A 26,068-nucleotide genomic window follows, 5' to 3' on the forward strand; every position below is an offset into this window, starting at 1 on the left:
CCACCCCTGCCCGCTTCTATCCCCCAGAAGCCCTGACATTGATGACACGGCGCATCTGTTGGGGTGACACACCGCGTCGGCTAAGCCCGCGACTTTTCTCCATAATTTGGAGAAATGGCCTGCCGCCAGACTGGTTGAATCCCCGTGGCGGCTGTGCTCATAAGGGCGCCGCTTTCCCCAGTGGCCCCCATCCGGGTGGGCCCTCAAGGAGCACGTTCCATCATGGCCAGCGAAGAGACTTTCATGCGCGCCCCGGCCCCTACGCCCAAGCGCACCATCTACACGGAGGCGATGGAGATCTTCAATTACGCGGCGGATCTCATCGGCCTGGACAAGCGGGTGCGTCTGGAGCTCGAAGAGCCCGACTACGAGCACATCTTCTACGTCACCGCGAAGCTCAAGGACCGGCTCGTGCCGCTGTCCGCCGAGGCGGCGAAGTCCTTCGCCGACCTGTCCGTCACCCAGGTGCGCAACCCCGAAGGCCTGGAGCGCCTGGCCAACGGCAACCTCATCCTGAACGGCCGCGCCCTGCTGGGCTCCGACGTCGCCATCCGCCACGGCCACCTGCGCCTGCCGGACGGTCTGGTGTACCAGCTGGTCCCCGGTGAGTCGCAGCGCTTCAAGGCCTACCGCGTCCAGCACAACCAGGCCCGTGGCCCCTACAAGGGCGGCCTGCGCTACCACCGCGAGGTGTCCCTGGATCTCTTCAAGGCGCTCGCCGCGGAGATGACCTGGAAGACCGCCATCGCGGAGGTCCCGTTCGGCGGCGGCAAGGGCGGCATCCAGCTGGATCCGCGCGAGTACGGCCGCGAGGAGATCGAGGCCATCACCCTGCGCTTCATGTACCGGCTCAAGAGCCTCATCGGGCCGAACATCGACATCCCGGCGCCGGACGTGGGCACCAACCCGGAGATCATGGCGCTGCTCTACCGCCAGTTCTCCGACGGTGAGCGCGAGCGCCACAACCTGCGCGGCATCGTCACCGGCAAGGACGTGCGCATCGGTGGTTCGGAAGGCCGCGGCAAGGCCACCGGCCAGGGCGTCGCGTTCTGCATCGAGGACTACTACGCCGACCGCGGCGAGAGCGTGAAGGGCAAGACCTTCGTCATCCAGGGCTTTGGCAACGTGGGCAGCCACGCCGCCATGATCCTGGGGAACATGGGCGCGCGCCTGCTCGCGGTGAACGACGCTGACGGCTCCATCTTCAACGGCGACGGCATCGACGTGAACGCGCTGGCCGCCTATGTGGCGGACCCCAAGAACCTCAAGCGCTCCGTCGTGGGCTTCCCCGGCGCCCAGCGCATCGAGAAGAAGGACCTCTGGGACGTGCAGGCGGACATCCTCGTCCCCGCCGCCCTCGGTGGCGAGATCACCGCGGACGTCGCGGAGCGCCTCAAGGTCAAGCTCATCGCGGAGGGCGCCAACGGCCCCACCACCCCGGAGGCCGACCGCGTCCTGCAGAAGCGCGGCATCGAGCTCATCCCGGACATCATCGCCAACGCCGGCGGCGTGACGGTGTCCTACTACGAGTGGATCCAGAACAAGCGCATGGAGCGCTGGAGCGAGGCGGAAGTCGATCAGCGCCTCGAGCGCGCCATGAAGCGCAACTACCGCATCATCCGGGACATCTCGCGCAACCAGCCGCGCAAGACGGAGATGCACGACAGCCGCCCGTACTGCATCGGGAAGGCCGTGGACAGCCGCTGCGCCGCCATGATCCTGGCGCTCAAGCGCATCGAGGCCCACTACCTGCTGGAAGGCTTCTCGCAGTAACCGGCCTCAAGCCAGCGCCCCGCGTTGCCCCCCGGGGCACGGTGTCTTCCCGCTTCAGCCGGGAAGGGCCGTGCCCCGTGGTGTTTCAGTGCATCACCCGCTCGCGGTCCACCAGGAGCAGCGGCGCGTCGTCCATGGTCTCGTAGGCCACGATGCGCAGCCCCACCCCGCGGCTGTTGCCGGGACGCCCGTCCTTGCGGCCAAAGGCCAGCGCCACCTGGTAGCGGACCTCGCACAGGCACGTCATCTCCGTGCCGTCCTCGCCCGCGAACGTCACCTTCAGCTTCTCGCCCAGCCCCAGCGAGTCGCGCACCTCGATGAACATGCCCCGCGCGCTGATGTTGCGGCCGATGCCCCGCATCATTCCGTCCTGGGTGGACAGGTACACGGTAAAAATCTTGTCGAAGCGAAGATTGGAGCGGCGTTCCTGGGGCTGCGTGATCATTCGGGGAGGGCTCCGAAACAGGTGGGGACAGGGGCAAACTACACGGTAGCCAGATGTAGGCAAATAATCACCTACATCCACCCTGGAGCACCCTGACTCACCATGACGCACCACGTCCCGTTTCACGGGAAAGCGCTGCCCCCGGCGTGGCGGGAGTGGCACCATCCCCGGGCTGTCCTTCCCCCCTTTTTCCGGAGTTTCCCGCCGTGAATCGCATCCTGGCCGCCGCCTTCGCCCTCCTTGTGCCCACGCTCGCCCTGGCCGACGTCGACTCGCGCTTCGCGAAGCTGCGTGACGAGTCCGAACCCCTGGGCGGGCTGGGGGCCTTCCTGGAGAAGTACGTGGGCGAGTGTGACGGGGCGCTCGTGGATCCGCAGTGCAAGCAGCAGGCGGAGGCCTTCCGCAAGAAGTACACGGGCAAGCGCCTGTACATGATCGTCACCGAGGACGACGCGGGCATGCTGTCCCCCGGTGACTTCAACCCCGGCACCAACGAGTTCACCATCAACATCACGCCCTTCTTCTCGGGCGGGAAGTACGGCCTGTGCCACGGCGCTCCGAAGAAGACGGACGCGCAGGGCAACCCGGTGATGAACTACCTCACGGTGAGCGGCACGGCGCCGGACATGTGGAACGGCGGCACCTTCAACCGCATGTTCACGGCGCGGGGCGTGCGCGCGCAGGTCGTCTTCACCCCGCAGTCGGTGTGGACGCTGCCCAAGAAGGGCGGCGGAAAGAACTACGGCGTCAACGCCCGCATCGAGGCCGTCCTCGTCACCGAGGGCCGCACCGGCAACCAGCTGGGGCTGTGGCTCAACGGCAAGGACGCGGGCGGCAAGTAGCGCGGCCGGCGTCGGAGCCTGATCAGCGGGCGATGGCGATGTACTGGAGCGCGTCGCCCCGCTGGACGCGCAGGAGGATGCTGGCCCCGGCGCTGCCCCGCTCCAGGGCGGCCTTCACGCCGGAGGCATCCTTCACGCGGCGGCGGTTCACCTCCATGACGACGTCGCCCGCGCGCAGTCCGGCCTGCTCCGCCGGGCTGCGCGGCACCACGCCGGACACGAGCGCGCCCAGGAAGGCCTCGTAGCCCAGGGGCGCTGCCACCTCCGGCGTCAAATCCCGCAGCACCAGCCCCAGGTCGTTCGCGCTGCTGCCGCCCCGGTTGGAGAGCCCCTCCGTGGCCTCCTGCGCGGGCCGGGCGACGAGCCGCACCGCCACCTCCTGGGTGCCCCCGTCACGAAGCAGCGTCAGCTTCGCCTCCGTGCCCGGGGCCAGCAGCGCCACCTTGCGCAGGAGCTGGAGGTAGCTGCCAATGGGCCGGCCGTTCACCGCCACCAGCCGATCCCCGGGGCGGATGTGCGCCTGGGCGGCGGGGCTGCCTCGGTAGACGTCCTTCACCACCGGCGCCGTGGCGGTGGGGTCCGCGCCGTCCTCGTTGATGACGACGCCCAGCCAGCCGCGCTCCAGCTTCCCGTTCTCCCGCAGGTTGGGCAGCAGGTCCTTCACCAGGTTGATGGGCACCGCGAAGCCGATGCCCTGCCCTTCGCTGATGATGGCGGTGTTCACGCCAATCACCTCGCCCTTCATGTTGAAGAGCGGGCCGCCGGAGTTGCCGGGATTGATCAGCGCGTCCGTCTGGATGAAGTCGTCGAACTGGCCTACGCCCAGCACGCGCTCCTTGGCCGAAATCATGCCGTGCGCCACCGAGTGGTCCAGGCCGAACGGGTTGCCGATGGCCACCACCCAGTCCCCCACCTCCAGCGCGTCGGAGTCGCCCAGGAACACGGCGGGCAGCGTCCCCAGCCCGGCGCCGTTCAGCCGCAGGAGCGCCACGTCCGTGGACGCGTCCCGGCCCACCACGTCCGCGGGGAACTCGCGGCCGTCCGCCAACCGCACGGACACCTGCTGCACCGGCACCTCGCGAGGGCCGTCCTTGCCCGGCGTGACGCCGGAGCCAGTGGGGTTCACCGCCGGGCCCTGCGCGTTGGCGACCACGTGGTTGTTGGTGACGACGAGCCCGTCGGGCGTCAGCACGAAGCCGGAGCCGGTGGAGCGCTTCACCGCGCCCACCACCGCGCCGGGCCCCACCGTGGTGATGTTCACCACGCCCGCCTCCACCGCGCGGATCAGCGGCGCCAGCGACGTGGGAGGCGTGAAGTGGGGCAGGCCCGCGTAGCCCGCGGGGCGCTCGCGCCACAGCGAGGACACGCCAGCGGTAGCCGGGGCGTCCACGGTCGCGGGCGAAGGGGAAGCGAAGTAGGCCAGATGCTCGCGCACCCGGGCCTGGAGCCAGGGCTTGAGCGGATCCTCGGCGGCGCCAGCCACCGGGGCGAGCGCCACCGCGAAAAGGACGCTGAACAGTCGGACGGACACGGGGTGGCAGCTTACACGGCGGGCCATGGCGTCAGGGCCCAACAGTCCGGTGGCCGCCACCCTTCCCGGCCCGCGACACCCGTGGGGTCGCGGGCCCTAGGAACTTCAGGCCTGGACTTTCAAGCCTGGGCTGGGGCCACGTACCGGGCCACCTTCACCCGGGCGGGGCGGATGATGCGGTCCTTCAGGCGGTAGCCCGCGCGGAACTCGGCGACCACCTTCTGGTCGTCCGCGGGGATGGGCGTCACTTCCATGTCCGCCGCCTCGGCGACGTTCGGATCATAGGGGCGCCCCACCACCTGGATGCGCTCGATGCCGGTGGCCTGGGCCTTGGACAGCAGGCTGTCGCGGATCATCCGCACGCCCTGCACCACGGGGGACGTGTCCTGCTGGCTGGAGTTGAGCACCAGGTCCAGCTCGTCAATGGCCTCCAGCAGCGTGTGGGCCACGTTGCCGCGCTCCACGTCCAGCATGCGCTCCCGCTCGCGGGTGATGCGCTGCTTGAACTCCTCGCGGTCCTTGGTGAGGTCCTGGAGCCCCCGGGCCAGCTCGTTCACCCGGCGGCGCGCCGCCTCCAGCTCCGCCTGGAGCCGCGCCACCTCGCCATCCTGGGCGGCCTCGGCCTGCGTGTCGGAGTCAGCCGCCTCCACCTGGGTGTCGGAGGGGGTCTGCGTCTCCGGGGTCTCGTCGCTGCGGGGATTGCCGTCCATTGTCGAACCTGCGCCAGGGGTTGGAAGAAACGAACCTCGATGAGCGGCGCGAACCTAACCGCGAGGACGGTCCTGTCAACGCGCCTAGTGGTTGGACGGGGCCGCTGGCGGCGCTTCCGCCATGAAGCCGTGATCCACCTGCCCGGTCACCTCGTCGATGATCTCCACCTGCGCGGCGCGAAGGGAGTAGTAGAGAAGCCACCGCTCGGCGGCCGTCAGAGTCCCCGCGGGCAGCGCCTCCTCTATCTCCTGCACCGTGAGCCGGCCGTCCTTCAGGCCCTTGGCGAACAACGCTTTCCGCGCGACGTAGCTCTTTCCAATCCGGTTCTCCACGGCGACGCCTCCTTGTCGTTGGAAAGTAATTTCGCCCACCGGTCACCGCAGGCTGGCGGTGGATCCGGTGGGCGAAGGGCTGCCCGGAGGGCAGGCAGGCTTGCTCTATGAGTCGAGCTTGCCCTCGGCGTGCTGCGTGGGCGGCACCGGCGGCTCGGACTCCGTGCCCCCCACGGGGTGCGCGGAGATGACCGAGCGCGCTTCCGGGTGGAGCAGGCCGCGCTGCGCCTGCACCTTGGGCCCCAGGATGAGGATCATCGCCTCCTCCTCGATGACCTCCGTCGCCAGGAGCCGCGCCGCCAGCGCCTCCACCTTCTCGCGGTTCGTGTTGAGCACGTCCCGGGCGCGGTCCAACGCCTCGGAGACCATCTTGCGGACCTCCTCGTCGATCATCCGCGCCGTCTGCTCGGAGTAGCTGCGCGACTCCGGCAGGCCCGCGGACCGCAAGAAGCCCGGCCCCTGCTCACCGCTCAGCGCCACCGGACCCAGCGTGCTCATGCCGTAGTCGCGGACCATCATCTTGGCGATCTCCGTCGCCTGCTTGATGTCGTTGGATGCGCCGGTGGACACCTCGCCGATGAAGATCTCCTCCGCCGCGCGGCCGCCCATCATGCCCGCCATCTTGTCGCGCAGTTCGTCCAGCGACATGAGGTAGCGGTCCTCCAGCGGCAGCGACATGGTGTAGCCCAGCGCCGCCAGGCCGCGCGGGATGATGGACACCTTGGTCACCCGCTCGGCGTAGGGCAGCATCCAGCCCACCACCGCGTGGCCCGCCTCGTGGTGCGCGACAATTTCCTTCTCGCGCTCGTTCATGCGGCGGTTCTTCTTCTCCAGGCCCGCCACCACGCGCTCGATGGCCTCCTCGAAGTCCGCCCGCATCACCGCGTCGCGGTTCTTGCGCGCGGCGAGCAGCGCCGCCTCGTTCACCACGTTGGCCAGGTCCGCGCCGGCGAAGCCCGGCGTGCGCGAGGCAATCACCTTGAGGTCCACGTCCGTGGCCAGCTTCACGCCCTTGGCGTGGATCTCCAGCACCCGCTCGCGACCGCGCTTGTCCGGGCGATCCACCAGCACCTGCCGGTCGAAGCGGCCCGGGCGCATCAGCGCGCTGTCCAGGATCTCCGGACGGTTCGTCGCCGCCAGGATGATGAGGCCCGCGCGGCTGTCGAAGCCGTCCATCTCCGCGAGCAGCTGGTTGAGCGTCTGCTCGCGCTCGTCATGGCCGCCGGCCACGCCCGAGTTGCGGCTCTTGCCGATGGCGTCCAGCTCGTCGATGAAGATGATGCACGGCGCCTTCGCGGTGGCCTGGGCGAAGAGGTCCCGGACGCGGGCCGCGCCCACGCCGACGAACATCTCCACGAACTCCGAACCGGAGAGGTTGAAGAAGGGCACGCCCGCCTCACCCGCCACGGCCCGTGCGAGCAGCGTCTTGCCCGTGCCAGGAGGGCCCACGAGCAGCACGCCCTTGGGGATGCGGCCACCCAGGCGGCGGAACTTCTCCGGCGTCTTGAGGAACTCGACGATTTCGCTGAGCTCCTCCACGGCCTCGTCCACGCCGGCCACGTCCTTGAAGCCCACGCCGGTGTCGGACTCCGCCTGCACCTTCGCGCGCGTCTTGCCAAAGGACATGACGCTCTGCGGGCCCTGGCCCATGCCGCCGGACATCCGGCGCATCATGAAGCTCCAGAAGAGGATGAGCAGGCCCATCGGGATGAGCCAGATCCACAGCACCTCGCTGAAGCTGGACTGCGGCACGGCCTCGAACTGGATGCCCTTCTGCTCAAGCAGGGGCACCAGGCCCTCGTCACCGGGGACGCGGTAGGCCATCCACGGCAGGGCGCTGGGCTCGCTGCGCAGCGTGCCGCGCTCACCCGGAGGAGGCTGGGCGTTGTCCTTGAGGAAGCCCTTCACCCACTCGTTTGAAATCTGCACGCGGCTGAACTGATTGTTCTCCACCGCGTCGCGAAGTTGGCTGTACGACACCCGGCGCACGCCCGCGTCCTGAAACACGTTCCGGAACAGCAGGAACCCCAGCACGAGCAGGAGGATGTAGCCCAGTGGTGAGCCGAACTTGAACCCACCTTTCGTGGGTGTTGGCTTGTCGCTCTTCTTTCCGCGCGGGCCCATCCCCGGCGGCAGGTCCTGTGGCTTCATCGTCGGCACGCTCGCCCTCCCCCTCCCCCGTACACACAGACACCATGTCGTGTGACGGTTCCCTTAGCCGGCCAAAGATGGTCACCCCCGCCAAGCCGTCAACCGCAGGGCGTGACAGGACGATGACGAACGCGGGCCCGACTGTCCGATCAGCGGCAGTCGACGCGGACCAGGGGCTCCCCTGCGAACTCACTGCCCAACAGGTAGCCGCGGCCGTCCTGGAGGAACGTCACGGCCTCTGACTGGGCCTGGCTGGCGCCCGGCACCTCCACCACCTGCGCCTGGACGAAGTCCTCCAGCCGCTTCGCGTCCGGGCGGCGCAGTTCCCACACGCGGGTGTACGTGCGCACCAGCAGGCGCTCGCCGGAGGGGTGCAAGGCGGCGGCGGTGGACAGGCGGTCCACGTCATCCGGCACGCGCAGGGTGCCCAGCTTGCGCGCCTTGCCCGTGGCGCCGGGCTTCAGGCCCTCCACTGCGTACAGGTCGCCCAGGGACGCACGCGTCTTGGTGAGGATCCCCACCTGGCCGGAGCGGCTGTCGACAATCAGGGACTCGGCGTCATGGGCGCCGTCCTCGTAGGTGAAGGGCAGCGCCTCCACCGGGAGCGTGGCGTTGGCGACGGACGTGGGCTCGGGCAACCGGAACAGGCGCACCTCCTTGCGCCGCTCGAAGTTGTCGCCGGTGTCCGCCAGGAAGATGCAGGAGTCCTTGCCGCCGGGCGCGCACGGGCCCACGGCGACGTCCTCGATGTCGCGGGGGTCCGCGCCGGTGAGGCTCAGCGTGGCCTTCACCGCGCCCGTCTCGTCCAGGGCGAACAGCTCGAAGGCATTGTTGGAGTCGTTGTGTCCCCAGAAGATGCCCGGGTGGCGCTGGCTGGCGGCCAGGCCGGACAGCTCCGGGACCTCGCGGGGCACCGCGCCCGTCTGGCGGCCATCCGTGTAGAGCAGACAGCCCTCGAGCCCCGTGGCGGGCACCTGCGGCATGCCGGCGTCCGGCGCGTTGGAGGCCGTGGGCGCGGGACGGGAGCTGGAGCAGGCGGCGGACAGCAGGAGGCCCGCGGCGGCGACAAGACGCGTGGTGGCGCGCACGGTCAGTGGTCCAGGTCCAGCAGCCGGGCCAGGGTCTTCGCGTCCGCGTCGGGGAAGCGGTACTGGCCCATCTCCTCCAGCGCCACCCAGCGGTGGTCATGCACGCGCAGGTGGTGGATCTCCGCGTCCGGGTAGCTCAGGCGGCAGCGGAACACGCGGAAGTCGATGTCGTAGGTCGGGTACTCGTGGCGGGTGTGCATGACCTGCTCGAGCACCTGGATCTGGACCCCCATCTCCTCGAGCAGCTCGCGGGCGAGCGCCACCGTGTCCTGCTCCCCCTCCTCCACCCTGCCGCCCGGGAACTCCCACAGGAGGGGCAGCGACGCGGTGGGAGGACGCTGGGTGATGAGGTAGCGACCCATCTCGTTCTGGAGCATCGCGCCGACGACTCGCACGTGACGACGGGTCATTCACTTCTCCTCGATTGGGGTCCCCAAGATGGAAGACAGGGTGCGGCGGCGTAACACAGCCCCTGTCCGGCGCCAATGCGCAAGGCCCCTCCTGGGCAGCAGCGTGCGCACGGCCGGGACGCGCGGCCACCCCACCCGGCCCCGTCCTCCGGGGCGGGCCAGGGTCGCGGAGACAGCGCTCCGGAAGGCCTGGCGGGGGGCATGGCACCGCCTGGAGCCTGGGGGAAACGGGCTGTTGGGGACTTCACGTCCCGGGGAGGCGCCCCCCGGCCGGGCCACCGTCCACGAGGGGGGCGTGTGGGATTCAAGTGACGTGCGGGCCAGATGGCGCCATGCTCGGGGGATGACACAGAGTCGGAGAGAGCGGGCCGAAGCGCTTGGCGCCGCGCTGAAGGCAGCGCGGCAGCAGGCGGGGCTCTCCATGGAGGAAGTCGCGGAGCATCTGGAACTGGGCGTGGAAGTCCTGGCCCGCGTCGAGCGAGGGGTGATGGTCCCCACCATCCCCACGCTGAGCCGGCTGTGCGCCCTGATGAAGCTGGACCCGGACAGTCTGCCGGACCTCCCGGAGCTGAGTGATTGACGCGTCTGGCGGGCCCCTCTCCGGCCCGCCGGCGCGTCGCCCGTCTCGTCAGCCCAGCCGCCCCACGAGGTGCGGCTTCCCCTCCTCCGACAGCACCCGGAACGCCACGCCCGCGGACTCGCGAGCCGTCTGGAACGTCACCCGGGACGGAAGGAAGAGGGGCTTCTTGAAGTCGCAATCCAACTGGAGCGAGTCCGCTTGGGCCGCCTCGCCCGACTCCGCCACGCAGCGCGCGAGCGTCCACATGCCGTGCGCGATGGCGCGAGAGAAGCCGAAGGGCTTCGCGGTGACGGCGGTGAGGTGGATGGGATTGAAGTCGCCGGAGGCCCGCGCGTAGCGGCGTCCGGTGTCCGCGGGGATGCTCCAGGACGCGGGGCGGCTGGACGCGAAGCGCGTGTCTTCCGGCGGAGGTGCCTTGCGCGCGCTGTCCTTGTCCTTCCGCCCGGCGTGGCGGCGCAGCATGGTGCTGACGGCCTGCCAGAGCAGCTCGCCGCTCTCCTGGGCTTCGACGCGCGTCTCGATGTCGAACTCCTGGCCCGCGGGCACCTCGCGCTGACCGTCGAAGCGGCAGGCCACGGTGAGCGCGGCGGTGTCCGGCAGGCGGCGGTGCTGCTGGATGCGGTTGCGCACGTGCACGATGCCCATCGCGGAGTACGGGAAGTCGGGCAGGCTCAGCAGCTGGAGGTGCAGCGGCGTGGCCATGACCTGCGGATACGTGAGCGGCAGGAAGCCATCGGCGTCGAAGCCGCACGCGGTCCGGTAGCGCTCCAGCAGCACGGGCGACGCGCGGCAGCCATGCGCCCGCAGCGTCAGGGCTGGCAGCGTGGTGCTGCCCCGGGACTTCCCGAAGGGATTGGCCGCGCGCAGGAGCGTGGCGGGCATCGCCGGGAGCGAGTGCAGGTCGAGGATGGGAGCGGACATGCGGAGGATTCTCCGACACCCGCCCCCGCCGCGCGCGGGATTTGTGAGCCCGGCTCGCGTCAGCTCTTGAGCCCGTGCCGGCGCAGGAGCCGGTACAGGTAGACGCGGTCCATGTCCGCGGCGGCGGCGGCCTGGGACACCTTGCCTCCGTGCAGCTTGAGGAGCGCTTCGACGTAGTCGTGCTCGAAGGTCTCCAGCGCCCGGCGCCGGGACTCCGCGTACGTCAACGAGGCGTCCACCGCGCGAGGGACGGCGGGGGCCAGGGCATTCATGGCATCCGGCGTCGTAGGCGGCAGCGCGCTCTGGAAGACGAGACAGCGCTCCAGGTGATTGCGCAATTCACGCACGTTTCCCGGCCAGGCGGCGCGCTGGAGCCACGTGAGGAAGTCCGGCGTGGTGAACTGCGCGAGCTGTTCGGGCGTGGCGCCCAGCCCCGCGAGGATGCGCTCGACGATGAGAGGGATGTCCTCCGTGCGCTCGCGCAGCGACGGGAGCGGGATACCCACCACCGCGAGGCGGAAGAACAGGTCCGCGCGGAAGCGGCCCGCCTGGACCTCCGCGCGCAGGTCTCGGTGCGTGGCCGCGATGACCCGCACGTTGACCGCCTGGTGCGTGTTGGAGCCCAGCCGGCGGATCTCCCGGTTCTCCAGCACGCGCAGCAGCTTGGGCTGGAGCTCGGCGGGCAGCTCGCCAATCTCGTCCAGGAAGATGGTGCCTCCGTCGGCCTCCTCGAAGGCGCCCACGCGGCGCTGGATGGCGCCGGTGAAGGCCCCCTTCTCGTGGCCGAACAGCTCGCTCTCCAGGAGGTTGGCCGGGAGCGCACCGCAGTCCACGACGAGGAACGGCGCGTTCGCTCGAGCCCCGGCGCGGTGGATGGCGAGCGCCGCGCGGCTCTTGCCCGTGCCCGTCTCCCCCTCCAGCAGCACCGTGGCGTTGCACGCCGCCGCGCAAGCCATGCGCTGGAAGCTGGCCCTCGCCGCGGCGGACGTGGCCACCAGCTCGCCGAAGGTCGCCTGCTCTGGCGGGGGCGAAGGACGGGGCTCTTGCGCCGGTTCCGGGAACGCCGCCGCGGGCTCCGGAGCCACCTGCATCCGGAGCGCCCGCTGGGCCTCATCGCGGTTCAACGGCTCGGGCGCCACCGTCTCGTCCCGCGCTTCGTGACGCGCGGGCAGGTATCCCCCCGTGGATCCGCTCCGCACCCGGGCCCGCGACTGGCGCCACCGGACCCCGTCCACGTAGGTCCCTGGGCGTTCATCCGGGGCCCGCGCGCGCGCCCCCTTCTGCTCCGACTTCATCTCGCAGTGGAAACGCGGCACGGCGGACTCCTCGCTCGGCAGGTTCATTGAGGAAACGGTTCCCCCCGGGACCGGTGACGGATGGTGGACCGCGCTCAGTAGGCGCGGAGGATCTTCAGGCGCCAGCCCTGCGGCCAGAGCTCGTCGTAGGAGCCCCGGTAGCCGCTGTAGTCGGACGCATACAGCTGGAGCTCGCCCGCGGTGCCAGGCCGCCACACCGCCGTGTAGAGCGTCTGCCCGTTCACCACGTACGGCTCCAGCAGCTTCAGGCGCCAGCCCTGCGGCCACAGCGAGTCATACGTCGCGCGGTAGGACGCGTACGTGACGCCGTACACCTGCACCTCGCCCTCGGTGCTGGGGCGCCACACGGCCGTGTAGTACGTCTGGCCGTTCACCACGTACGGCTGCAACAGCTTCAGACGCCAGCCCTGCGGCCACAGCGAGTCGTACGTCGAGCGGTACGACGCGTACGTGGCGCCGTAGACCTGGATCTCCCCTTCCGTGCTCGGGCGCCAGACGGCCGTGTAATACGTCTGCCCGCTCACGACGTACGGCTGGAGGATCTTCAGGCGCCAGCCCTGCGGCCACAGCTCGTCGTACTTCGCCCGGAAGGCGGTGTACGTGGCGCCGTAGAGCTGGAACTCCCCTTCCGTGCTCGGGCGCCAGACGGCGTTGTAGAGCACCTGCGTCCCCACCACGTACGGCTGCAGCGTGTGCAGGCGCCAGCCCTGCGACCAGAGCTGATCATACTTCTCGCGATAGTCCGCGTAGGTGCGGGCGTAGGCCTGGATCTCCGACTGCGTGCTCGGCTCCCACACCGCCGTGAAGGTGCCCGGGAGGTTGGGAACGCCCACGTCCGTGTACTGGGTGATGCGGCACGCGTTCGTGTTGGGCAGCGGCACCTCGTTGCGGCGCAGCGCGCAGGCGCGGATGGCGGCGGCGGCCGCCGCGTTGTCCGCGCTGTAGTAGGTGGATCCCGGCGTCATCCAGATGGGCGACGCGGGCGAATGCGGGTTCTTCGCCACCTCCGACGTCGCGGTGGCGCGGATGCCCAGGTCCAGCGCCACGCCGTCGTCGTAGCCCAGCTGGTTGTTCGTGCCCATGCGGTGGCAGCCCAGGCACACGTTGCCGGCGACCTCCACCTTGTAGGCCTTCCACGTCGCGAAGTCGGCGCCGATGAAGCGGTAGGGCTGGTCGCGGTTGAAGCCGTAGTCGCCCGCGCCCGGCAGCTTGTTCGCGCCCGTCACCTGCGTCAGGTACGGCGAGCGGACCAGCGCCCCGTTGTCATGGCAGCGCACGCAGCGGATGGACGCCGTGTCCGCGGGCGTCTTCCAGCTCCACGCGCCGGTGCCCTTGGAGGGCGCCTTCACGTCCGCGCCGTAGAGCGTGCCCAGCGCCTGGTAGAAGCAGGTGGCGCCGTTCTTCTTGTTCGTCTGGATGACGGCGATGTCGCCGTAGTAGTTCGCCGCGTTCCCCTGCTTGCGGCAGTGCGCGACGATGGACACGTCCGCCGTGTCCTTCAGCACCTGGAAGCGGCTGCCGGGATCGCACTGCTGGTTGAGCCGGTTGGGCCGGTCACACTTGCCGTTGACGTGGTTCGTCGTGGGCACGATCGTGCCCAGCTCGCAGTTGAAGTCCGGCACCGTGGCGCCGATGGCCGCGTCGCACTTGGCCGCGTATTGCTCCAGCGTGTCCGACAGTGCCGACGCCTGCTGCGCGAGGACTGGCTCGTCGGAGGACGACACGAGCCGGTGCTCGGCGTTCACTCCAGTGCCTTCACCACACGCACCCAGTCCGACCGTGGCGGCCAGACCCAACAGTGCCCACGCCGCGCGCAACGAAGTCTTCATGACGAATGCCTCTCGTTCCCCTGGAGACACGGCGACGACGCGCGCGTGGAGGCATGCCATCCCGTCAGCCGACGGACGGACTTGTTTGCCCGGGACCCCTCCCAGGCATGTTCCAGCACCCCTCATGGGCCATTACGCCGGGGCTTCTGGATATTCCCGGACAATTCCCCGGGGCTTTTCCGGGGGTTCAGCGCACGGTGAGGTCGACCACGAAGCCAGCGGCGGCGTCTCCCTCGCGGGAGGCGTCGATGACGTCGGGGCGCTCGTCGCCCACCCACAGGCCCAGCACGTCGTACACCAGCCACTGCGCCAGGGACCGCGAGGCCCCCTGCGCGGCCTCGCGCGGCACGCCGGACAAGGCGCCCTGCGCCTCCATCGAGGCCCGGGCCAGCCGGGCCGGCATCACCCACAGCTCCGGACGCACGAAGGCGGGCACCAGGAAGAGGCAGAACGCGGCCTCCGTGCGCGCGAGCAGCGCATCCAGACGATCACGGCCCAGGCGGAACGTGGGCAGCCACTGCCCCTCTCCACGCTGCTCCAGCTTCGCCACCGGCACGCGGACGACCCGGCGCGTGCGCACGAAGCCCTCGCGCTCCACGGACACGATGAAGGCGATCTCGGACGCGGCCTCCGGTGGAGGCTCCGGGTGGCGGTGCACCGTCATGGACAGCGACAGCGGCGACGCCACCAGCGAACCCAGCGCGGCTTGCACATGCGCCAGCTCCGAGCGCAGCCCTTCGAGCAGGCCTGTGATCAGCTCCGGCGTCTCCTCGCGGAAGCGCTGGAGATGGCGCTGGGCGGCTTCCGCCTCCACGCGTCCCACCGCGCCCACCAGCAGGTCCTCCAGGTCGCGGTCGCGAAGCCAGGTGCGTCCGCCTACGGGCACCGCGCGCGTCACGTGCAGGTGGCGCAGGGAGGCCGTCAGCGTCGCGGGCTCGGAGGGCTCGGAGGGAGGTGCGTGCTTGTCCTGCCCTGCTCCGGCCTGGAGGTAGGACTGGAGCGAGCGGGCGCGGAAGCGGGCGCGGGGAGACGGATGCTCCAACATCTTGCGCACCAGCCGCCGATCCGTGGCGTTGCGGACGAGCGACAGCGTGGCCAGCTCCGCCTCCGACGAGGCTTCATCGGGTGCGCACCACAGGAGGAACTCGATGGCCGCCTTGCGCAGCACGGGCTTCCTGCCCATGCGCCAGGTCACCTCCTTGCGCCACGCGACCAATCCATCCAGACCGGGCCGCGCGGGCGTGCGGAAGCGCGGCCACATCTCCGCGCACTCCTCCGCCAGCCACACCAGGTGCGTGAAGCCGGGCAGCGACTCCAGCTTCGCGCGAGCGCGGGTGCGCCGCTCGAACGCCTCCGGCACGCCGCGCCGCACGGAGGCGCGGAACAGGCGCTCCTCCAGCCACAGGAGCGTGAGCGCCAGCGCGGGCTCGGCCTTGCGCATCGTGCCCTGACAGTGGTCGAGCACGAAGCGCGCGTGGCCCAGGTCCGCGGCGGTCTCGAAGTCGCTCTGCACGAGCGCGCCCAATGCACCGCGCAGCCCGTCCACCGGAGGCGCGTCGAAGAGCGTGAGCAGGTCGCAGAGGTTCTCCACCACCGCGGGTGGTCCGCCCACCTCCACGGTGCGCGCCAGCAGGAGCCCCGCGCGCGAACACCAGTCCGGCTCCTTGCGCCCGTTGGGGTAGCACGCGAGGAAGCCGCGCATGCCGCTGCGGCCGTCCGGGGACGTGGCCAGCGCGAAGAGGCGCTCGCCCAGCACCTCACTCGCTTCGCGCCACGGAATGCGCGCGGCGCGCGTGCGGATGAAGTCGGTGAGCTTGTCGCGGCCACCGTCGCGGGTGTCGGGGAGAAGCGAACGCAGCTGCTCCAGCAGGTCCACGGACTTCGCGCCCGTGCCCATGACGTACTTGAGGTCCACCTCCACCGCGTCCTGGAAGCGCAGCGCGCGGCCGTCGTAGGTGCAGGGCACGTCGCGCACCAGCTTCGACAGCGCTTCCGGGTGGCGCTTGAGGTAGCGCGTGAGCACGGTGGAGACCGTGACGGTGCTCTCCTTCTGGATGCGCTCGGCGCTCTCCGTGTCGCCCGCCTCGCGAAGCGCCGTCACCGCGGCGTCCCGCCTCGCGAGCACCTGCTTCAACAGCCCCAGGCGCGGCACTTCGTAGGGCCAGAGCAGCTCACTGAGGGTGGACAGGAGGAAGAGGAGCTCGGCCGGGGTGCGCTCGCCCGGGGACAGCCGCTCCCACGCGGCGGCCTGGGCGCGCGTGCGCTCCTCCAGCGAAGCACCACGCACCCAGCGGGCGAAGTCCTCGCGCCACTCCGCGCTCGACGCCACGGCCTCTTGCGGCGCCGTCGCGGCGACTCGCGCATGGAGGGCCTGGAGCGGCTCCGGCCAGAGGGAGGCTTCCACCAACGGCATGAGGCTCACCCGGACCTCTGGGTGCTGGCGGGGACCAGGGCCGAGGGCTCAAGACTGGGGGCCACGGTGATGATCACGGACTTCGACGTGGGCGTGCGGCTCTTGTCCGCGAAGCTGGCCACCGGCACCAGCACGTTCGCTTCCGGGAAGTAGGTGGCCGCGCACTGACGCGGGATGTTGTACGGCACCACCAGGAACTCGCGCGCCACCCGCGTCTCTCCCTGGAAGTGGCTGGTGAGGTCCACCTTCTGCCCCGCCGTCAGCCCGCGCGCCTTCACGTCCTCCGGGTGCAGGAACACCACGCGCCGCCCCTGGTGGATGCCCCGGTAGCGGTCATCCAATCCGTACACGGTGGTGTTGTACTGATCATGCGAGCGCAGCGTCATCATCATGAGCTGCCCGGGCTCCAGCCGGTGACGCGGCATCGGGTGCACCGTGAAGTGCGCCTTGCCGTCCTTCGTCGTGAAGCGTCCCTCGCGAGGCCCGTTGGGCAGCGCGAACCCGCCGGGCTGGTGCACGCGGCGGTTGAAGTCGTCGAACCCCGGGATGCACCGTTGGATCAGCTCGCGCACCCGGTCGTAGTCCTCCACCAGGGACATCCACGACACCTTCGAGCGCGCCCCCAGCACCGCTTGAGCCAGCCGGGCCACGATGACGGGCTCGCTGAGCAGGTGCTCGGACGCGGGGGCCACGGCGCCGCGCGACGCGTGCACCATCCCCATCGAGTCCTCCACCGTCACGAACTGCCGCCCCGAGGCCTGCACGTCGTGCTCGGTCCTTCCCAGGCACGGGAGGATGAGCGCGCGCTGCCCATGCACCAGGTGCGCGCGGTTGAGCTTCGTGGACACGTGCACCGTGAGCCGCGCACGACGGAGCGCCCGCGCGGTGAACTCCGTGTCCGGAGTCGCGGACAGGAAGTTGCCGCCCATGGCGAAGAACACCTTCACGCGCCCGTCGTGCAGCGCCTGGATCGTCCCCACCGTGTCCAGGCCGGTGTGGCGCGGCGGCGCGAAGCCGAACTCCTTCGACAGCGCGTCCATGAACTCCGGCCTGGCGTGCTCCCAGATGCCCATGGTGCGGTCGCCCTGCACGTTGCTGTGACCGCGCACCGGGCACACGCCCGCGCCCTGCTTGCCGATGCTGCCGCGCAGGAGCGTGAGGTTCACGATCTCCTGCACGTTGCCCACCGCGTTCTTGTGCTGGGTGAGCCCCATGGCCCAGCAGAAGATGGTGCGCTCCGAGCGCGCCAGGATGTCCGCAGCCTCTTCAATCTGCTCGCGCGGCACCCCACTCTGCTCCACCACGTCGTCCCAGGACACCGTGGCCAGGTGGGCCACGTACGCGTCGAAGCCCGTCGTCTTGCCCTCGACGAAGGCCCGGTCCACCACCGTGCCCGGCGCCTTCGCCTCCCGGTCCAGCAGCGCCTTGCCCAGCCCCTGCAAGAGCGCCACGTCGCCGTTGATGCGCACCTGGAGGAGCAGCTTGTTCAGCGCCGTGCCCGGGCCGAACAGGTGCAGCACCTCCTGCGGGTGCTTGAAGCGGTTGAGCCCCGTCTCCGGCAGCGGGTTGACGCTGACGATTTCACAGCCCCGGCGCGCGGCGGCCTGCAACGCCGTCAGCATGCGCGGGTGGTTGGTGCCCGGGTTCTGCCCGATGACGAAGATGGCCTGCGCGTGGTCGAAGTCCTCCAGCGTCACCGACCCCTTGCCAATGCCAATCGTCTCCGACAGCCCCGTGCCACTGGACTCGTGGCACATGTTCGAGCAGTCCGGCAGGTTGTTGGTGCCGAACTGCCGCACGAACAACTGGTAGAGGAACGCGGCCTCGTTGCTCGTACGACCGGACGTGTAGAAGGCCGCCTCGTCCGGCGAACCCAGCGCGTTCAGCTCCTCCGCCACCAGCGCGAAGGCCTCATCCCAGGAGAGGGGCTCGTAGTGCGCCGCGCCCTCGCGCAGCACCATGGGGTGAGTGAGCCGGCCCGCCTTGCCCAGCCACAGGTCGGACTGCTCCGCGAGCCGCGCCACGCTCCACTCGCGGAAGAACTCCGGCGTCACGCGCTCCTGCGTGCCCTCCTCCGCCAGCGCCTTCGCGCCGTTCTCGCAGTACTCCTGCACGGACCGATGGGAGGGATCCGGCCACGCGCACCCCGGACAGTCGAAGCCGTCCTGCTGGTTCACCTTCCAGATGAGCTTGCCGCCGCGCCACGGGCCCGCCTCGCCCAGCACGTGCCTGAACGCGCTCAGCACCGCCGGCACGCCGCCCGCCACCGTCTTCACCGGCCCCACGTCCGGAGCCCGGTTCTCCAACGGAGGCTGGGCCGCCGGCACCGCCAACGCGTTCCCCTTCCCGTCCTGTCCCTGATCCATGTCCCACCTCTGCGCGGCGCGACTCTACCGCGCCCGCGCCTTCCCGGCAGGCCCGGGGTCTGACACACCTCTCCCGGTATCAGTCACAAACTTGTTTTCCAAGCTTCACGGGGCTCATGCAGGATGGCGCGCACGCGGAGTGTCCCTTCCGGAGCGCCCGCGTCCCCCCGCAGTCCTGGAGAGCCATCCATGAACGCCATCCGTCCCTTCGCCGCCGCCGCGCTGCTCCTGTCCGCCCCCGCCCTGGCCGGTCACAGCATCTGGTCCACCCACGGCCTGTACATCGGCGACAACGGGGCCACCTACCCGGCCACGAGCGCCAACCTGACCGTCAGCTGGAACGAGAGCACCTTCGCCGCCTACGCCAGCTTCCACGGCACCGCCAACGGCAACACCTACGACTTCGACCTGGTGGGCTCGTCCGTCACGTCCGTCACCGCGTCCAACATCACCGGCCTGTGGAACATCCAGCGCAACGGCGTGGTCATCTGCGCGGGTTGCACCGGCAGCGCCTACGGCCTGAACGCGGCGGTGGGCACCGGCATCAAGTTCTACGACAGCACCTACCGGTACCACTTCAGCGCCACCGTCGACGCGCGCCAGGACTACTGACGCACGGCGTCCAGCGTGTCCTGGAGCAACGCTGGCCCTGCACGCAAGCCCCCCGCGGCCCCGGGGGTTCGGTTAGGGTGCGGCGCCCCCTTTCCAGGAGTCTTCCGCATGTCCCGCATCATCCGCGCCTCTCGCGGCACCACCCTCTCCTGCAAGGGCTGGGTGCAGGAGGCCGCGCTCCGGATGCTGATGAACAACCTCGACCCGGACGTGGCCGAGCAGCCCGGAGACCTGGTCGTCTACGGCGGCACCGGCAAGGCCGCGCGGGACTGGCCCTCCTTCGACCGCATCGTCGCGAGCCTCCAGAGCCTCACCGACGACGAGACGCTGCTCGTGCAGTCCGGCAAGCCCGTGGGCATCCTGCGCACGCACCCGGACGCGCCGCGCGTGCTCATCGCCAACTCCAACCTCGTGGGCCACTGGGCCAACTGGGAGCACTTCCACGAGCTGGAGAAGAAGGGCCTGATGATGTACGGCCAGATGACGGCCGGCTCGTGGATCTACATCGGCACGCAGGGCATCCTGCAGGGCACCTACGAGACCTTCGCCGCCGCGGGCCGCTTCCACTTCGGCAGCGAGGACCTGGCCGGCCGCCTCATCCTCTCCGGTGGCCTGGGCGGCATGGGCGGCGCGCAGCCCCTGGCCGCGACCATGAACAACGCCGTGTTCCTGGGCGTGGAAATCGATCCGCACCGCGCCCAGCGCCGCGTGGAGACGCGCTACCTGGACGTCGTGGCCAAGGACCTGGATGAGGCGCTGGCCCTGGCGAAGGACGCGCAGCAGAAGCGCGTGGGCCGCTCCATCGGCATCATCGGCAACGCGGCGTCGGTGTTCCGGGAGCTGTACAAGCGCGGCATCAAGCCGGACCTCGTGACGGATCAGACGAGCGCGCATGATCCGCTCAACGGCTACATCCCCACGGACCTGTCGCTGGAGGCCGCCGCGGAGCTGCGCAAGCGCGACCCGGAGGGCTACGTGAAGCGCTCCCGCGAGTCGATGATCATGCACGTGCAGGCCATGAACGACTTCCAGGCCGCCGGCAGCCACGTCTTCGACTACGGCAACAACCTGCGCGGCCAGGCGAAGGTGGGCGGCATGCAGAACGCCTTCGAGTTCCCCGGCTTCGTCCCCGCGTACATCCGCCCGCTGTTCTGCGAGGGCCTGGGGCCCTTCCGCTGGGTGGCGCTGTCCGGAGACCCGGAGGACATCCGCCGCACGGACCGCGCGGTGCGCGAGCTGTTCCCCCAGAAGGCGTCGCTCAACCGCTGGCTGGACATGGCCCAGGAGCGCGTGGCGTTCCAGGGCCTGCCCGCGCGCATCTGCTGGCTGGGCTACGGCGAGCGCGCCAAGGCGGGCCTCGCGTTCAACGAGCTGGTCCGCAAGGGCGAGGTGAAGGCCCCCATCGTGATTGGGCGCGACCACCTGGACTGCGGCAGCGTGGCGTCCCCCAACCGCGAGACGGAGGCCATGAAGGACGGCTCGGACGCGGTGGCGGACTGGCCCATCCTCAACGCGCTGGTGAACGCGGTGAACGGCGCCTCGTGGGTGTCGTTCCACCACGGCGGCGGCGTGGGCATGGGCTACTCGCTGCACGCGGGACAGGTCATCGTCGCGGATGGCACGCCGGAGGCCGCGCGCCGCATCGAGCGCGTCCTCACGTCCGACCCCGGCATGGGCGTGCTGCGCCACGCGGACGCGGGCTACCCGGAGGCCATCGACGTGGCGAAGGAGCGGGGCGTGCGCATCCCCGGCATCACCGCCTAGAGTGCGTCGGATGCCACGACGCGTCCGACCCTTCGTGATGACCGCGGTGATGGGGGTGCTCGCGGGATGCACGCCCACCACCGCCGGGCCCATGGTGATGCGCCTGGGCCCGGGCGTCCCCCAGCAGAACTTCTTCCAGCTGGGCCTGCGCGCCGGCCCCCGCCTCAACGCTCCGCAGCTCTCGGAGCGCGGGGAGAACGGCACCTTCCAGGGTGACGCGAAGCCCTTCCACAATGATCAGTGGGGCATCGACATCGACGGCTCGGTGACGGTGCCCGTGAGCGACCGCCTGTCGTGGCACGTGGGCCTGCAAGGCGAGTTCGTCGGCCTGCCGGCGCCCGGCTACGGCGTCTACTCCGGCGTGTCGTATTACATCGGCTCGGAGAAGGTGGGCATGGCCCCGGCCCTCTCCCTGCGAGGAGCTTCCGACTTCGGGCTGGGTGACACGGACAGCACCAGCAGCCTGTTCGGCGTGGAGGCCACCTGTGCGTTCACCGTGCAGCCGGAGCCCGGCATGTCGCTGGGCCTGGTGCCGTTCTTCAGCGTGCAGCAGTCGCTGGTGAACCCCGGCTCGCAGGTGACGACGCACTTCTACGGCGCCGTGGTGGCGGCGCAGCTCAAGTTCGGCGAGTCGCGCACGAAGCTGGAGCTGTCCGGCGGCTTCGGCCGGGCGCACTCGGGTGACACCAGTTGGAACGCGCCCGTGGCGGGCGTACGCGGAGGACGCTGAGCATGGAAGCCCTGGACCTGTGGGTGCGCAACACCTCCGAGGTGCTCACCGTGGAGGGCACCCACCGCGAGCCCGCGGAAGCAGCCCTCACCCCGCGCCCGGGAGCGGGCATTGGCGTGAAGGACGGACGCGTGGCCTACGTGGGCCCGGAGTCCGGCCTGCCCAGGGGCGCGCTCACGGACGCGACGGAGATCATCGACGCCGAGGGCGGCTTCGTGGGTCCGGGCTTCGTGGATCCGCACACGCACCTGGTGTTCGCGGGCGAGCGCTCCGCCGAGTTCGACCTGCGCAACCAGGGCGCCACGTACCTCGAAATCGCCAAGGCCGGCGGCGGCATCGCCAACACGGTGAGCGCCACGCGCGCCGCGAGCGAGGAGGAGCTGGCCACGCTCGCCCTGCCCCGCCTGGAGCGGCTGCTCGCGCAGGGCGTGACGACCGCCGAGGTGAAGAGCGGCTACGGACTGAACCTGGCGGATGAGCTGAAGATGCTGCGTGCGGTGCGCCGCCTGGGCACGCTGTCCCCGCTGGAGCTGGTGCCCACGCTGCTGTGCGCGCACTCGGTGCCGCCTGAGTACAAGGACCGCCGCGCCGAGTACCTGGACCTCTGCATCAACGAGATATTGCCCGCCGTCGCACGCGAGGGCCTGGCGCGCTTCTGCGACGTCTTCACCGAGGACAGCGCCTTCACCGTGGAGGAGTCCCGCCGGCTGCTCAACGCGGGCAAGGCGCTGGGCCTCACGCCACGCCTGCACGCGGATCAGCTCACCGCGTGTGGCGCTTCAGCGCTCGCCGCGGAGGTGGGCGCCGCCAGCGCGGACCACCTGGAGCAGGTGACGGACGAGGGCATCCGCGCGCTCGCCGCCGCGAACGTCACCGCCGTACTCGTGCCTACCTCCACCCTCTTCCTGCGCATGCGCCCCTACGCGCCCGGCCGGAAGCTGCGCGACGCTGGCGTCAACATTGCTTTGGGTTCCAACGTGAATCCCGGCTCGTCCATGACGGAGAACCTGGCCTTGGTGCTGGGGCTCGCCTGCCTGGAGAACGGCCTGTCAGCCGCGGAGGCCTACTGGGCCGCCACCCGAGGGGCCGCGCAATGCTTGGGGTTGCAACGGCAGGGGCGGCTGGCCGTGGGTGATGCGGGCGACCTGGTGTTGTTCGCCTGTCGCAGTTACCGGCATCTGCCTTATCATCTGGGTATCAGTCACGCGCGCGTGGTGGTGAAGGGCGGACGTGTGGTGTTTCGCGCGCGTATGAATCACTGTCCCTGAGTGGATGCCGCTGAACAACTGGCATCGGCCGAGGGGGCAGGTGGAACTTCCCTCGTGGGCCGGCCGTTGTAGAGATCAGCTGCCACCATGTGCCGATTATTTGGATTCAGGAGTGCTGTTCCCGCCGCTGTCCATACCGCCCTGGTGACGGAGAGGAATTCCCTCCTCATCCAGTCGCGTGAACACAAGGACGGTTGGGGTATCGCCACGTACGGGCAGGAGTCCTCGCCGCTCGTCGCACATGGCGTGGGCCCCGCGCACTGCGACCCCGACTTCGAGCGTGTGTCGAGCCAGGTCTCGGCGCGCACCGTGGTGGCGCACATCCGGCTGGCGAGCGTGGGGGCGGTGGAGCTGCGCAACTCGCACCCGTTCCACTTCGGCCGCTGGTCCTTCGTGCACAACGGCACGCTGCGCGAGTTCGCGAAGCACAAGGCCACCGTGGAAGGGCTCATCCACCCGGAGCTGCGCGTCAACATCAAGGGCACCACGGACAGCGAGCGCTGCTTCTATCTGTTCCTGTCGCGGCTGTCGGCGCGCGGGCCGCTCGACGGCACGGTGAGCGTGGAGGCGATGGCGCAGGCGCTCGCGGAGACGATGACGCTGGTGTCCACGCTGACGGACGTGCCGGGAAGCCGCGAGCCGAAGGAACGCTCCGCGATGAACTTCCTCGTCACGGACGGCGAGGCGATGGTGGCCACGCGCCGCAACCGCACCCTCTTCATCTCCTCCGGTATCAGCGGCTGCCCGGAAGCGCTGCGCACGCCGAACACGGGGGTGCCGCTCCAGCAGTTCCTCGTCTCCAGCGAGTCGCTGTGCGGCGGGCCGCACTGGGTGCCGGTGGATGAAGAGGACGTGGTGGGCGTGGATTCGCGGCTCACGTTCCACCGCTGGAAGGTGCAGACGCTGGCGGACGGGGTGCTGAACCCGCGGCCGCCAGAGCAGCCCGCCCTGGTCTGATTCAGCCCAGCCACGCCTCGAGCAACGCGGCAGGACGCGCGCCGAAGGCCTCCACGTCGAGGCTCCGCGCGTCCTCTCCCTCATGGCGGAGCGTGACGCGCAGGAAGTCGCGCGGCGCGGCCTGGGGGATGCGGTCCAACCACTCCACCAGCATCGCGTGGTCACCGCCCACCAGGTCCAGGAACCCGGTGGCGTACAGCTCGTCGTAGTCCGTCAGGCGGTACAGGTCCGCGTGGTACAGCGGGATGCGGCCGGCATACGGATACACGATGGCGAAGGTAGGGCTGGCCACCTCCGACTGCGCCACACCCGCCCCTTCCGCCACGCCGCGCACCAGGTGCGTCTTGCCCGCGCCCAGGTCGCCAATCAGCCCCACGAAGTCCCCGGGCTGGAGCAGCAGTCCCAGCTTCACGCCCAGTCGGTGCGTCTCCTCCGGTGACGGAGACACCAGCCGCCGCGAGCGCGTGGGCTGCTCCGCGCTAGTCATCGCTCCCACCGCGTCCAGACGTGGCCCAGGCCCACCAGCAGGTCCGTGGCGATGAGGCCCAGCAACCCGCGCTGCTGCGCCATCAGGTCGCCCGCGAGCCCATGCGCGTAGACGGCCGTCCACGCGGCCTTGGGCAGCGGAATCCCCTGCGCGAGCAACGCGCCGCACACGCCCGACAGCACGTCGCCCGTGCCGCCAGTGGCCATGCCCGCATTGCCCGTGGGGTTGATGAACACGCGCCCGCCCGCCTCCGCGATGAGCGTGCGCGAGCCCTTGAGCACCACCGTGCAGTTGAGCGACGTGGCCAGGTTGAGCGCCACGCCCACGCGGTGCGCCTGCACGTCCTTCGTCGTCCGGCCCCACAGCCGCGCCATCTCCCCGGGGTGCGGCGTGAGCACCACGGGCCCCTTCGCCTCCCGCAGCACCTTGAGGTCCTCCGCGACGGCGTTGAGCGCGTCCGCGTCCAGCACCGCGGGCACCTCCACGGACGCCAGCAGGTCGCCAATCAGCGCGCCCGTCTCCGGCCCCCGGGGGATGCCCGGCCCCATCACCAGCGCGTCCTTGCCCTCCAGCGCGGCCTTGAGGGCCTCCAGGTCGCCCTTCCCCAGCGGGCCTTCACCCGGCAGCGGGATGCCCATGATCTCCGGCGAGTGCGCCATCACCCACGGCAGCGCCTCCGGGCGCGTGGCCACGGTGACGAGCCCCGCCCCGCTGCGCAGCGCGGACAGGGCCACCATCGCCGCGGCGCCCGTCTTGCCCGGGCTGCCCGCCACCACCAGCACGTGGCCGTAGGTGCCCTTGTGCGAATCCGCGCGCCGCTTGGGCAGCGCCTCGCGCGCGTCCTTCTCCTCCACGCGGAACAGCTCCGCGCCGGACACCGCGCGAGTGGACTCACCACCCAGGCCGATGTCCACGCGCCGCACGTCGCCGCACAGCGACGCGCCGGGCTCCAGCTCATGCGCGGGCTTCACGAAGCCGAAGGCCACCGTGACGTCCGCCTCCACGCACGGCGAGAAGGGCTCCGCCGTGTCGCTCTGGAGGCCAGAGGGCACGTCCGCGGCCACCACCTTCGCCCCCGCGCGCCGCCACCGCGCGACCGTGCCGATGGCGTCCGCGAAGACGCCCTCCGGCGCGCGCTTCAGGCCGGTGCCGAAGAGGGCGTCCACCACCACGTCGCCCGGGCCCGCCTCCGGCAGCGCCTCGAAGGCGCGCGGCGATTCACCGAAGCCCTCCAGCGCCTGGAGGTTGCGCTTCGCCTCCGACGTGAGCTTGCCGGTGTCCCCCACCAGCGACACCACCACCCGGGCGCCTCCCTCCAGCAGGAAGCGCGCGGCGACCAGGCCGTCCCCGCCGTTGTTGCCGGGGCCGCAGAGCACCGTGAAGCGCCCGCCCGCGCCCGCGATGCTCCGGGCGGCTTCCGCGAGCGCACGGCCCGCGTTCTCCATCAACAGCCCGGACGGCATCCCGTGCTGATCCTGGGCGGCCTTCTCGGCCTCTCGCATCTGGTTCGCGGTGAGCACGCGCTGCATGGCTTCCAACCTC

22 protein-coding genes are annotated in these 26,068 nt (G+C 70.4%); 8 read left to right on the forward strand and 14 right to left on the reverse strand.

Annotated features, from left to right (window positions below):
- Window positions 1-222: 222 nt before the first annotated feature.
- Entirely contained in the window at window positions 223-1,773 is a 1,551-nt protein-coding gene (locus D7Y11_RS10310) for a Glu/Leu/Phe/Val dehydrogenase (RefSeq protein ID WP_120574324.1), read from the forward strand.
- 85 nt (window positions 1,774-1,858) lie between these two features.
- On the opposite strand, the gene D7Y11_RS10315 is transcribed toward D7Y11_RS10310, so the two are convergent.
- Entirely contained in the window at window positions 1,859-2,218 is a 360-nt protein-coding gene (locus tag D7Y11_RS10315) for a PilZ domain-containing protein (protein ID WP_120574325.1), read from the reverse strand.
- Window positions 2,219-2,424: 206 nt separating this feature from the next.
- Between D7Y11_RS10315 and D7Y11_RS10320 the strand changes: the two genes are divergently transcribed.
- Window positions 2,425-3,060, forward strand: a complete 636-nt coding sequence (locus D7Y11_RS10320) for a DUF6066 family protein (protein ID WP_120574326.1) — start codon at window positions 2,425-2,427, stop codon at window positions 3,058-3,060.
- Between the two features lie 22 nt (window positions 3,061-3,082).
- On the opposite strand, the gene D7Y11_RS10325 is transcribed toward D7Y11_RS10320, so the two are convergent.
- The 6 genes from D7Y11_RS10325 to D7Y11_RS10350 form a co-directional block, all read right to left on the reverse strand.
- Complete coding sequence (locus tag D7Y11_RS10325) at window positions 3,083-4,618, reverse strand: trypsin-like peptidase domain-containing protein (RefSeq protein ID WP_199733714.1); 1,536 nt, start codon at window positions 4,616-4,618, stop codon at window positions 3,083-3,085.
- 92 nt (window positions 4,619-4,710) lie between these two features.
- The gene (locus D7Y11_RS10330) at window positions 4,711-5,301 is read right to left on the reverse strand and encodes a nucleotide exchange factor GrpE (protein WP_126933585.1); all 591 of its coding nucleotides are present in this window, start codon (window positions 5,299-5,301) and stop codon (window positions 4,711-4,713) included.
- Between the two features lie 84 nt (window positions 5,302-5,385).
- A complete protein-coding gene (locus D7Y11_RS10335) occupies window positions 5,386-5,634 on the reverse strand; it encodes an RNA polymerase sigma factor region1.1 domain-containing protein (RefSeq protein ID WP_120574329.1) in 249 nt (82 codons plus the stop codon).
- 105 nt (window positions 5,635-5,739) lie between these two features.
- Complete coding sequence (gene ftsH / locus D7Y11_RS10340) at window positions 5,740-7,758, reverse strand: ATP-dependent zinc metalloprotease FtsH (protein WP_126933600.1); 2,019 nt, start codon at window positions 7,756-7,758, stop codon at window positions 5,740-5,742.
- Between the two features lie 176 nt (window positions 7,759-7,934).
- Entirely contained in the window at window positions 7,935-8,768 is an 834-nt protein-coding gene (locus D7Y11_RS10345) for a hypothetical protein (protein WP_233596552.1), read from the reverse strand.
- 107 nt (window positions 8,769-8,875) lie between these two features.
- Complete coding sequence (locus tag D7Y11_RS10350) at window positions 8,876-9,283, reverse strand: (deoxy)nucleoside triphosphate pyrophosphohydrolase (protein WP_120574332.1); 408 nt, start codon at window positions 9,281-9,283, stop codon at window positions 8,876-8,878.
- Between the two features lie 343 nt (window positions 9,284-9,626).
- On the opposite strand from D7Y11_RS10350, the gene D7Y11_RS10355 reads away from it, so the two are divergent.
- A complete protein-coding gene (locus D7Y11_RS10355) occupies window positions 9,627-9,863 on the forward strand; it encodes a helix-turn-helix domain-containing protein (protein WP_043321491.1) in 237 nt (78 codons plus the stop codon).
- 48 nt (window positions 9,864-9,911) lie between these two features.
- Here D7Y11_RS10355 and D7Y11_RS10360 read toward each other — a convergent pair whose 3' ends face one another.
- The 5 genes from D7Y11_RS10360 to D7Y11_RS10380 form a co-directional block, all read right to left on the reverse strand.
- Entirely contained in the window at window positions 9,912-10,784 is an 873-nt protein-coding gene (locus D7Y11_RS10360) for a MaoC family dehydratase (RefSeq protein ID WP_126933586.1), read from the reverse strand.
- Between the two features lie 59 nt (window positions 10,785-10,843).
- Window positions 10,844-12,127 carry a sigma-54-dependent Fis family transcriptional regulator gene (locus tag D7Y11_RS10365; protein ID WP_126933587.1) on the reverse strand — a complete coding sequence of 428 codons (1,284 nt, stop codon included), beginning with the start codon at window positions 12,125-12,127 and terminating at the stop codon, window positions 10,844-10,846.
- A 47-nt stretch (window positions 12,128-12,174) separates the two neighbouring features.
- Window positions 12,175-13,929, reverse strand: a complete 1,755-nt coding sequence (locus tag D7Y11_RS10370; RefSeq protein WP_126933588.1) for a hypothetical protein — start codon at window positions 13,927-13,929, stop codon at window positions 12,175-12,177.
- 187 nt (window positions 13,930-14,116) lie between these two features.
- Complete coding sequence (locus D7Y11_RS10375) at window positions 14,117-16,342, reverse strand: hypothetical protein (RefSeq protein WP_126933601.1); 2,226 nt, start codon at window positions 16,340-16,342, stop codon at window positions 14,117-14,119.
- A gap of 5 nt (window positions 16,343-16,347) precedes the next feature.
- Window positions 16,348-18,708, reverse strand: a complete 2,361-nt coding sequence (locus tag D7Y11_RS10380) for an FdhF/YdeP family oxidoreductase (RefSeq protein ID WP_126933589.1) — start codon at window positions 18,706-18,708, stop codon at window positions 16,348-16,350.
- Between the two features lie 189 nt (window positions 18,709-18,897).
- On the opposite strand from D7Y11_RS10380, the gene D7Y11_RS10385 reads away from it, so the two are divergent.
- From D7Y11_RS10385 to D7Y11_RS10405, 5 genes are all read left to right on the forward strand, one after another.
- A complete protein-coding gene (locus D7Y11_RS10385; RefSeq protein WP_126933590.1) occupies window positions 18,898-19,320 on the forward strand; it encodes a hypothetical protein in 423 nt (140 codons plus the stop codon).
- Window positions 19,321-19,428: 108 nt separating this feature from the next.
- The gene (gene hutU / locus D7Y11_RS10390; protein ID WP_126933591.1) at window positions 19,429-21,084 is read left to right on the forward strand and encodes a urocanate hydratase; all 1,656 of its coding nucleotides are present in this window, start codon (window positions 19,429-19,431) and stop codon (window positions 21,082-21,084) included.
- Window positions 21,085-21,094: 10 nt separating this feature from the next.
- Entirely contained in the window at window positions 21,095-21,814 is a 720-nt protein-coding gene (locus D7Y11_RS10395; RefSeq protein WP_120574339.1) for a hypothetical protein, read from the forward strand.
- A 2-nt stretch (window positions 21,815-21,816) separates the two neighbouring features.
- Window positions 21,817-23,082 (forward strand): imidazolonepropionase, encoded by a 1,266-nt coding sequence (gene hutI / locus D7Y11_RS10400; protein ID WP_120574340.1) that lies wholly within the window; start codon window positions 21,817-21,819, stop codon window positions 23,080-23,082.
- A gap of 87 nt (window positions 23,083-23,169) precedes the next feature.
- Entirely contained in the window at window positions 23,170-24,039 is an 870-nt protein-coding gene (locus D7Y11_RS10405; RefSeq protein WP_120574341.1) for a class II glutamine amidotransferase, read from the forward strand.
- Between the two features lies 1 nt (window position 24,040).
- On the opposite strand, the gene tsaE is transcribed toward D7Y11_RS10405, so the two are convergent.
- Complete coding sequence (tsaE, locus tag D7Y11_RS10410; RefSeq protein WP_126933592.1) at window positions 24,041-24,526, reverse strand: tRNA (adenosine(37)-N6)-threonylcarbamoyltransferase complex ATPase subunit type 1 TsaE; 486 nt, start codon at window positions 24,524-24,526, stop codon at window positions 24,041-24,043.
- Window positions 24,523-26,055 carry an NAD(P)H-hydrate dehydratase gene (locus D7Y11_RS10415; RefSeq protein ID WP_126933593.1) on the reverse strand — a complete coding sequence of 511 codons (1,533 nt, stop codon included), beginning with the start codon at window positions 26,053-26,055 and terminating at the stop codon, window positions 24,523-24,525. Before D7Y11_RS10415 ends, tsaE begins: the two co-directional genes overlap by 4 nt.
- Window positions 26,056-26,068: the final 13 nt, after the last annotated feature.

The organism is Corallococcus sp. AB018, from assembly GCF_003986945.1.
GTDB lineage: Bacteria > Myxococcota > Myxococcia > Myxococcales > Myxococcaceae > Corallococcus > Corallococcus exiguus.

Bases quoted from the DNA above. Each gene is read 5' to 3' on its own strand.
- D7Y11_RS10310 (WP_120574324.1), top strand. From the start codon at position 223: ATGGCCAGCGAAGAGACTTTCATGCGCGCCCCGGCCCCTACGCCCAAG.
- D7Y11_RS10415 (WP_126933593.1), bottom strand. From the start codon at position 26,055: ATGCAGCGCGTGCTCACCGCGAACCAGATGCGAGAGGCCGAGAAGGCC.
- D7Y11_RS10330 (WP_126933585.1), bottom strand. From the start codon at position 5,301: ATGGACGGCAATCCCCGCAGCGACGAGACCCCGGAGACGCAGACCCCC.
- D7Y11_RS10315 (WP_120574325.1), bottom strand. From the start codon at position 2,218: ATGATCACGCAGCCCCAGGAACGCCGCTCCAATCTTCGCTTCGACAAG.
- D7Y11_RS10355 (WP_043321491.1), top strand. From the start codon at position 9,627: ATGACACAGAGTCGGAGAGAGCGGGCCGAAGCGCTTGGCGCCGCGCTG.
- D7Y11_RS10375 (WP_126933601.1), bottom strand. From the start codon at position 16,342: ATGCCGTTGGTGGAAGCCTCCCTCTGGCCGGAGCCGCTCCAGGCCCTC.
- D7Y11_RS10385 (WP_126933590.1), top strand. From the start codon at position 18,898: ATGAACGCCATCCGTCCCTTCGCCGCCGCCGCGCTGCTCCTGTCCGCC.
- D7Y11_RS10405 (WP_120574341.1), top strand. From the start codon at position 23,170: ATGTGCCGATTATTTGGATTCAGGAGTGCTGTTCCCGCCGCTGTCCAT.
- D7Y11_RS10380 (WP_126933589.1), bottom strand. From the start codon at position 18,708: ATGGATCAGGGACAGGACGGGAAGGGGAACGCGTTGGCGGTGCCGGCG.
- tsaE (WP_126933592.1), bottom strand. From the start codon at position 24,526: ATGACTAGCGCGGAGCAGCCCACGCGCTCGCGGCGGCTGGTGTCTCCG.
- D7Y11_RS10365 (WP_126933587.1), bottom strand. From the start codon at position 12,127: ATGAACCTGCCGAGCGAGGAGTCCGCCGTGCCGCGTTTCCACTGCGAG.
- D7Y11_RS10350 (WP_120574332.1), bottom strand. From the start codon at position 9,283: ATGACCCGTCGTCACGTGCGAGTCGTCGGCGCGATGCTCCAGAACGAG.
- hutU (WP_126933591.1), top strand. From the start codon at position 19,429: ATGTCCCGCATCATCCGCGCCTCTCGCGGCACCACCCTCTCCTGCAAG.
- D7Y11_RS10395 (WP_120574339.1), top strand. From the start codon at position 21,095: ATGCCACGACGCGTCCGACCCTTCGTGATGACCGCGGTGATGGGGGTG.
- D7Y11_RS10345 (WP_233596552.1), bottom strand. From the start codon at position 8,768: ATGCCGCAGGTGCCCGCCACGGGGCTCGAGGGCTGTCTGCTCTACACG.
- D7Y11_RS10370 (WP_126933588.1), bottom strand. From the start codon at position 13,929: ATGAAGACTTCGTTGCGCGCGGCGTGGGCACTGTTGGGTCTGGCCGCC.
- hutI (WP_120574340.1), top strand. From the start codon at position 21,817: ATGGAAGCCCTGGACCTGTGGGTGCGCAACACCTCCGAGGTGCTCACC.
- D7Y11_RS10325 (WP_199733714.1), bottom strand. From the start codon at position 4,618: ATGGCCCGCCGTGTAAGCTGCCACCCCGTGTCCGTCCGACTGTTCAGC.
- ftsH (WP_126933600.1), bottom strand. From the start codon at position 7,758: ATGGGCCCGCGCGGAAAGAAGAGCGACAAGCCAACACCCACGAAAGGT.
- D7Y11_RS10360 (WP_126933586.1), bottom strand. From the start codon at position 10,784: ATGTCCGCTCCCATCCTCGACCTGCACTCGCTCCCGGCGATGCCCGCC.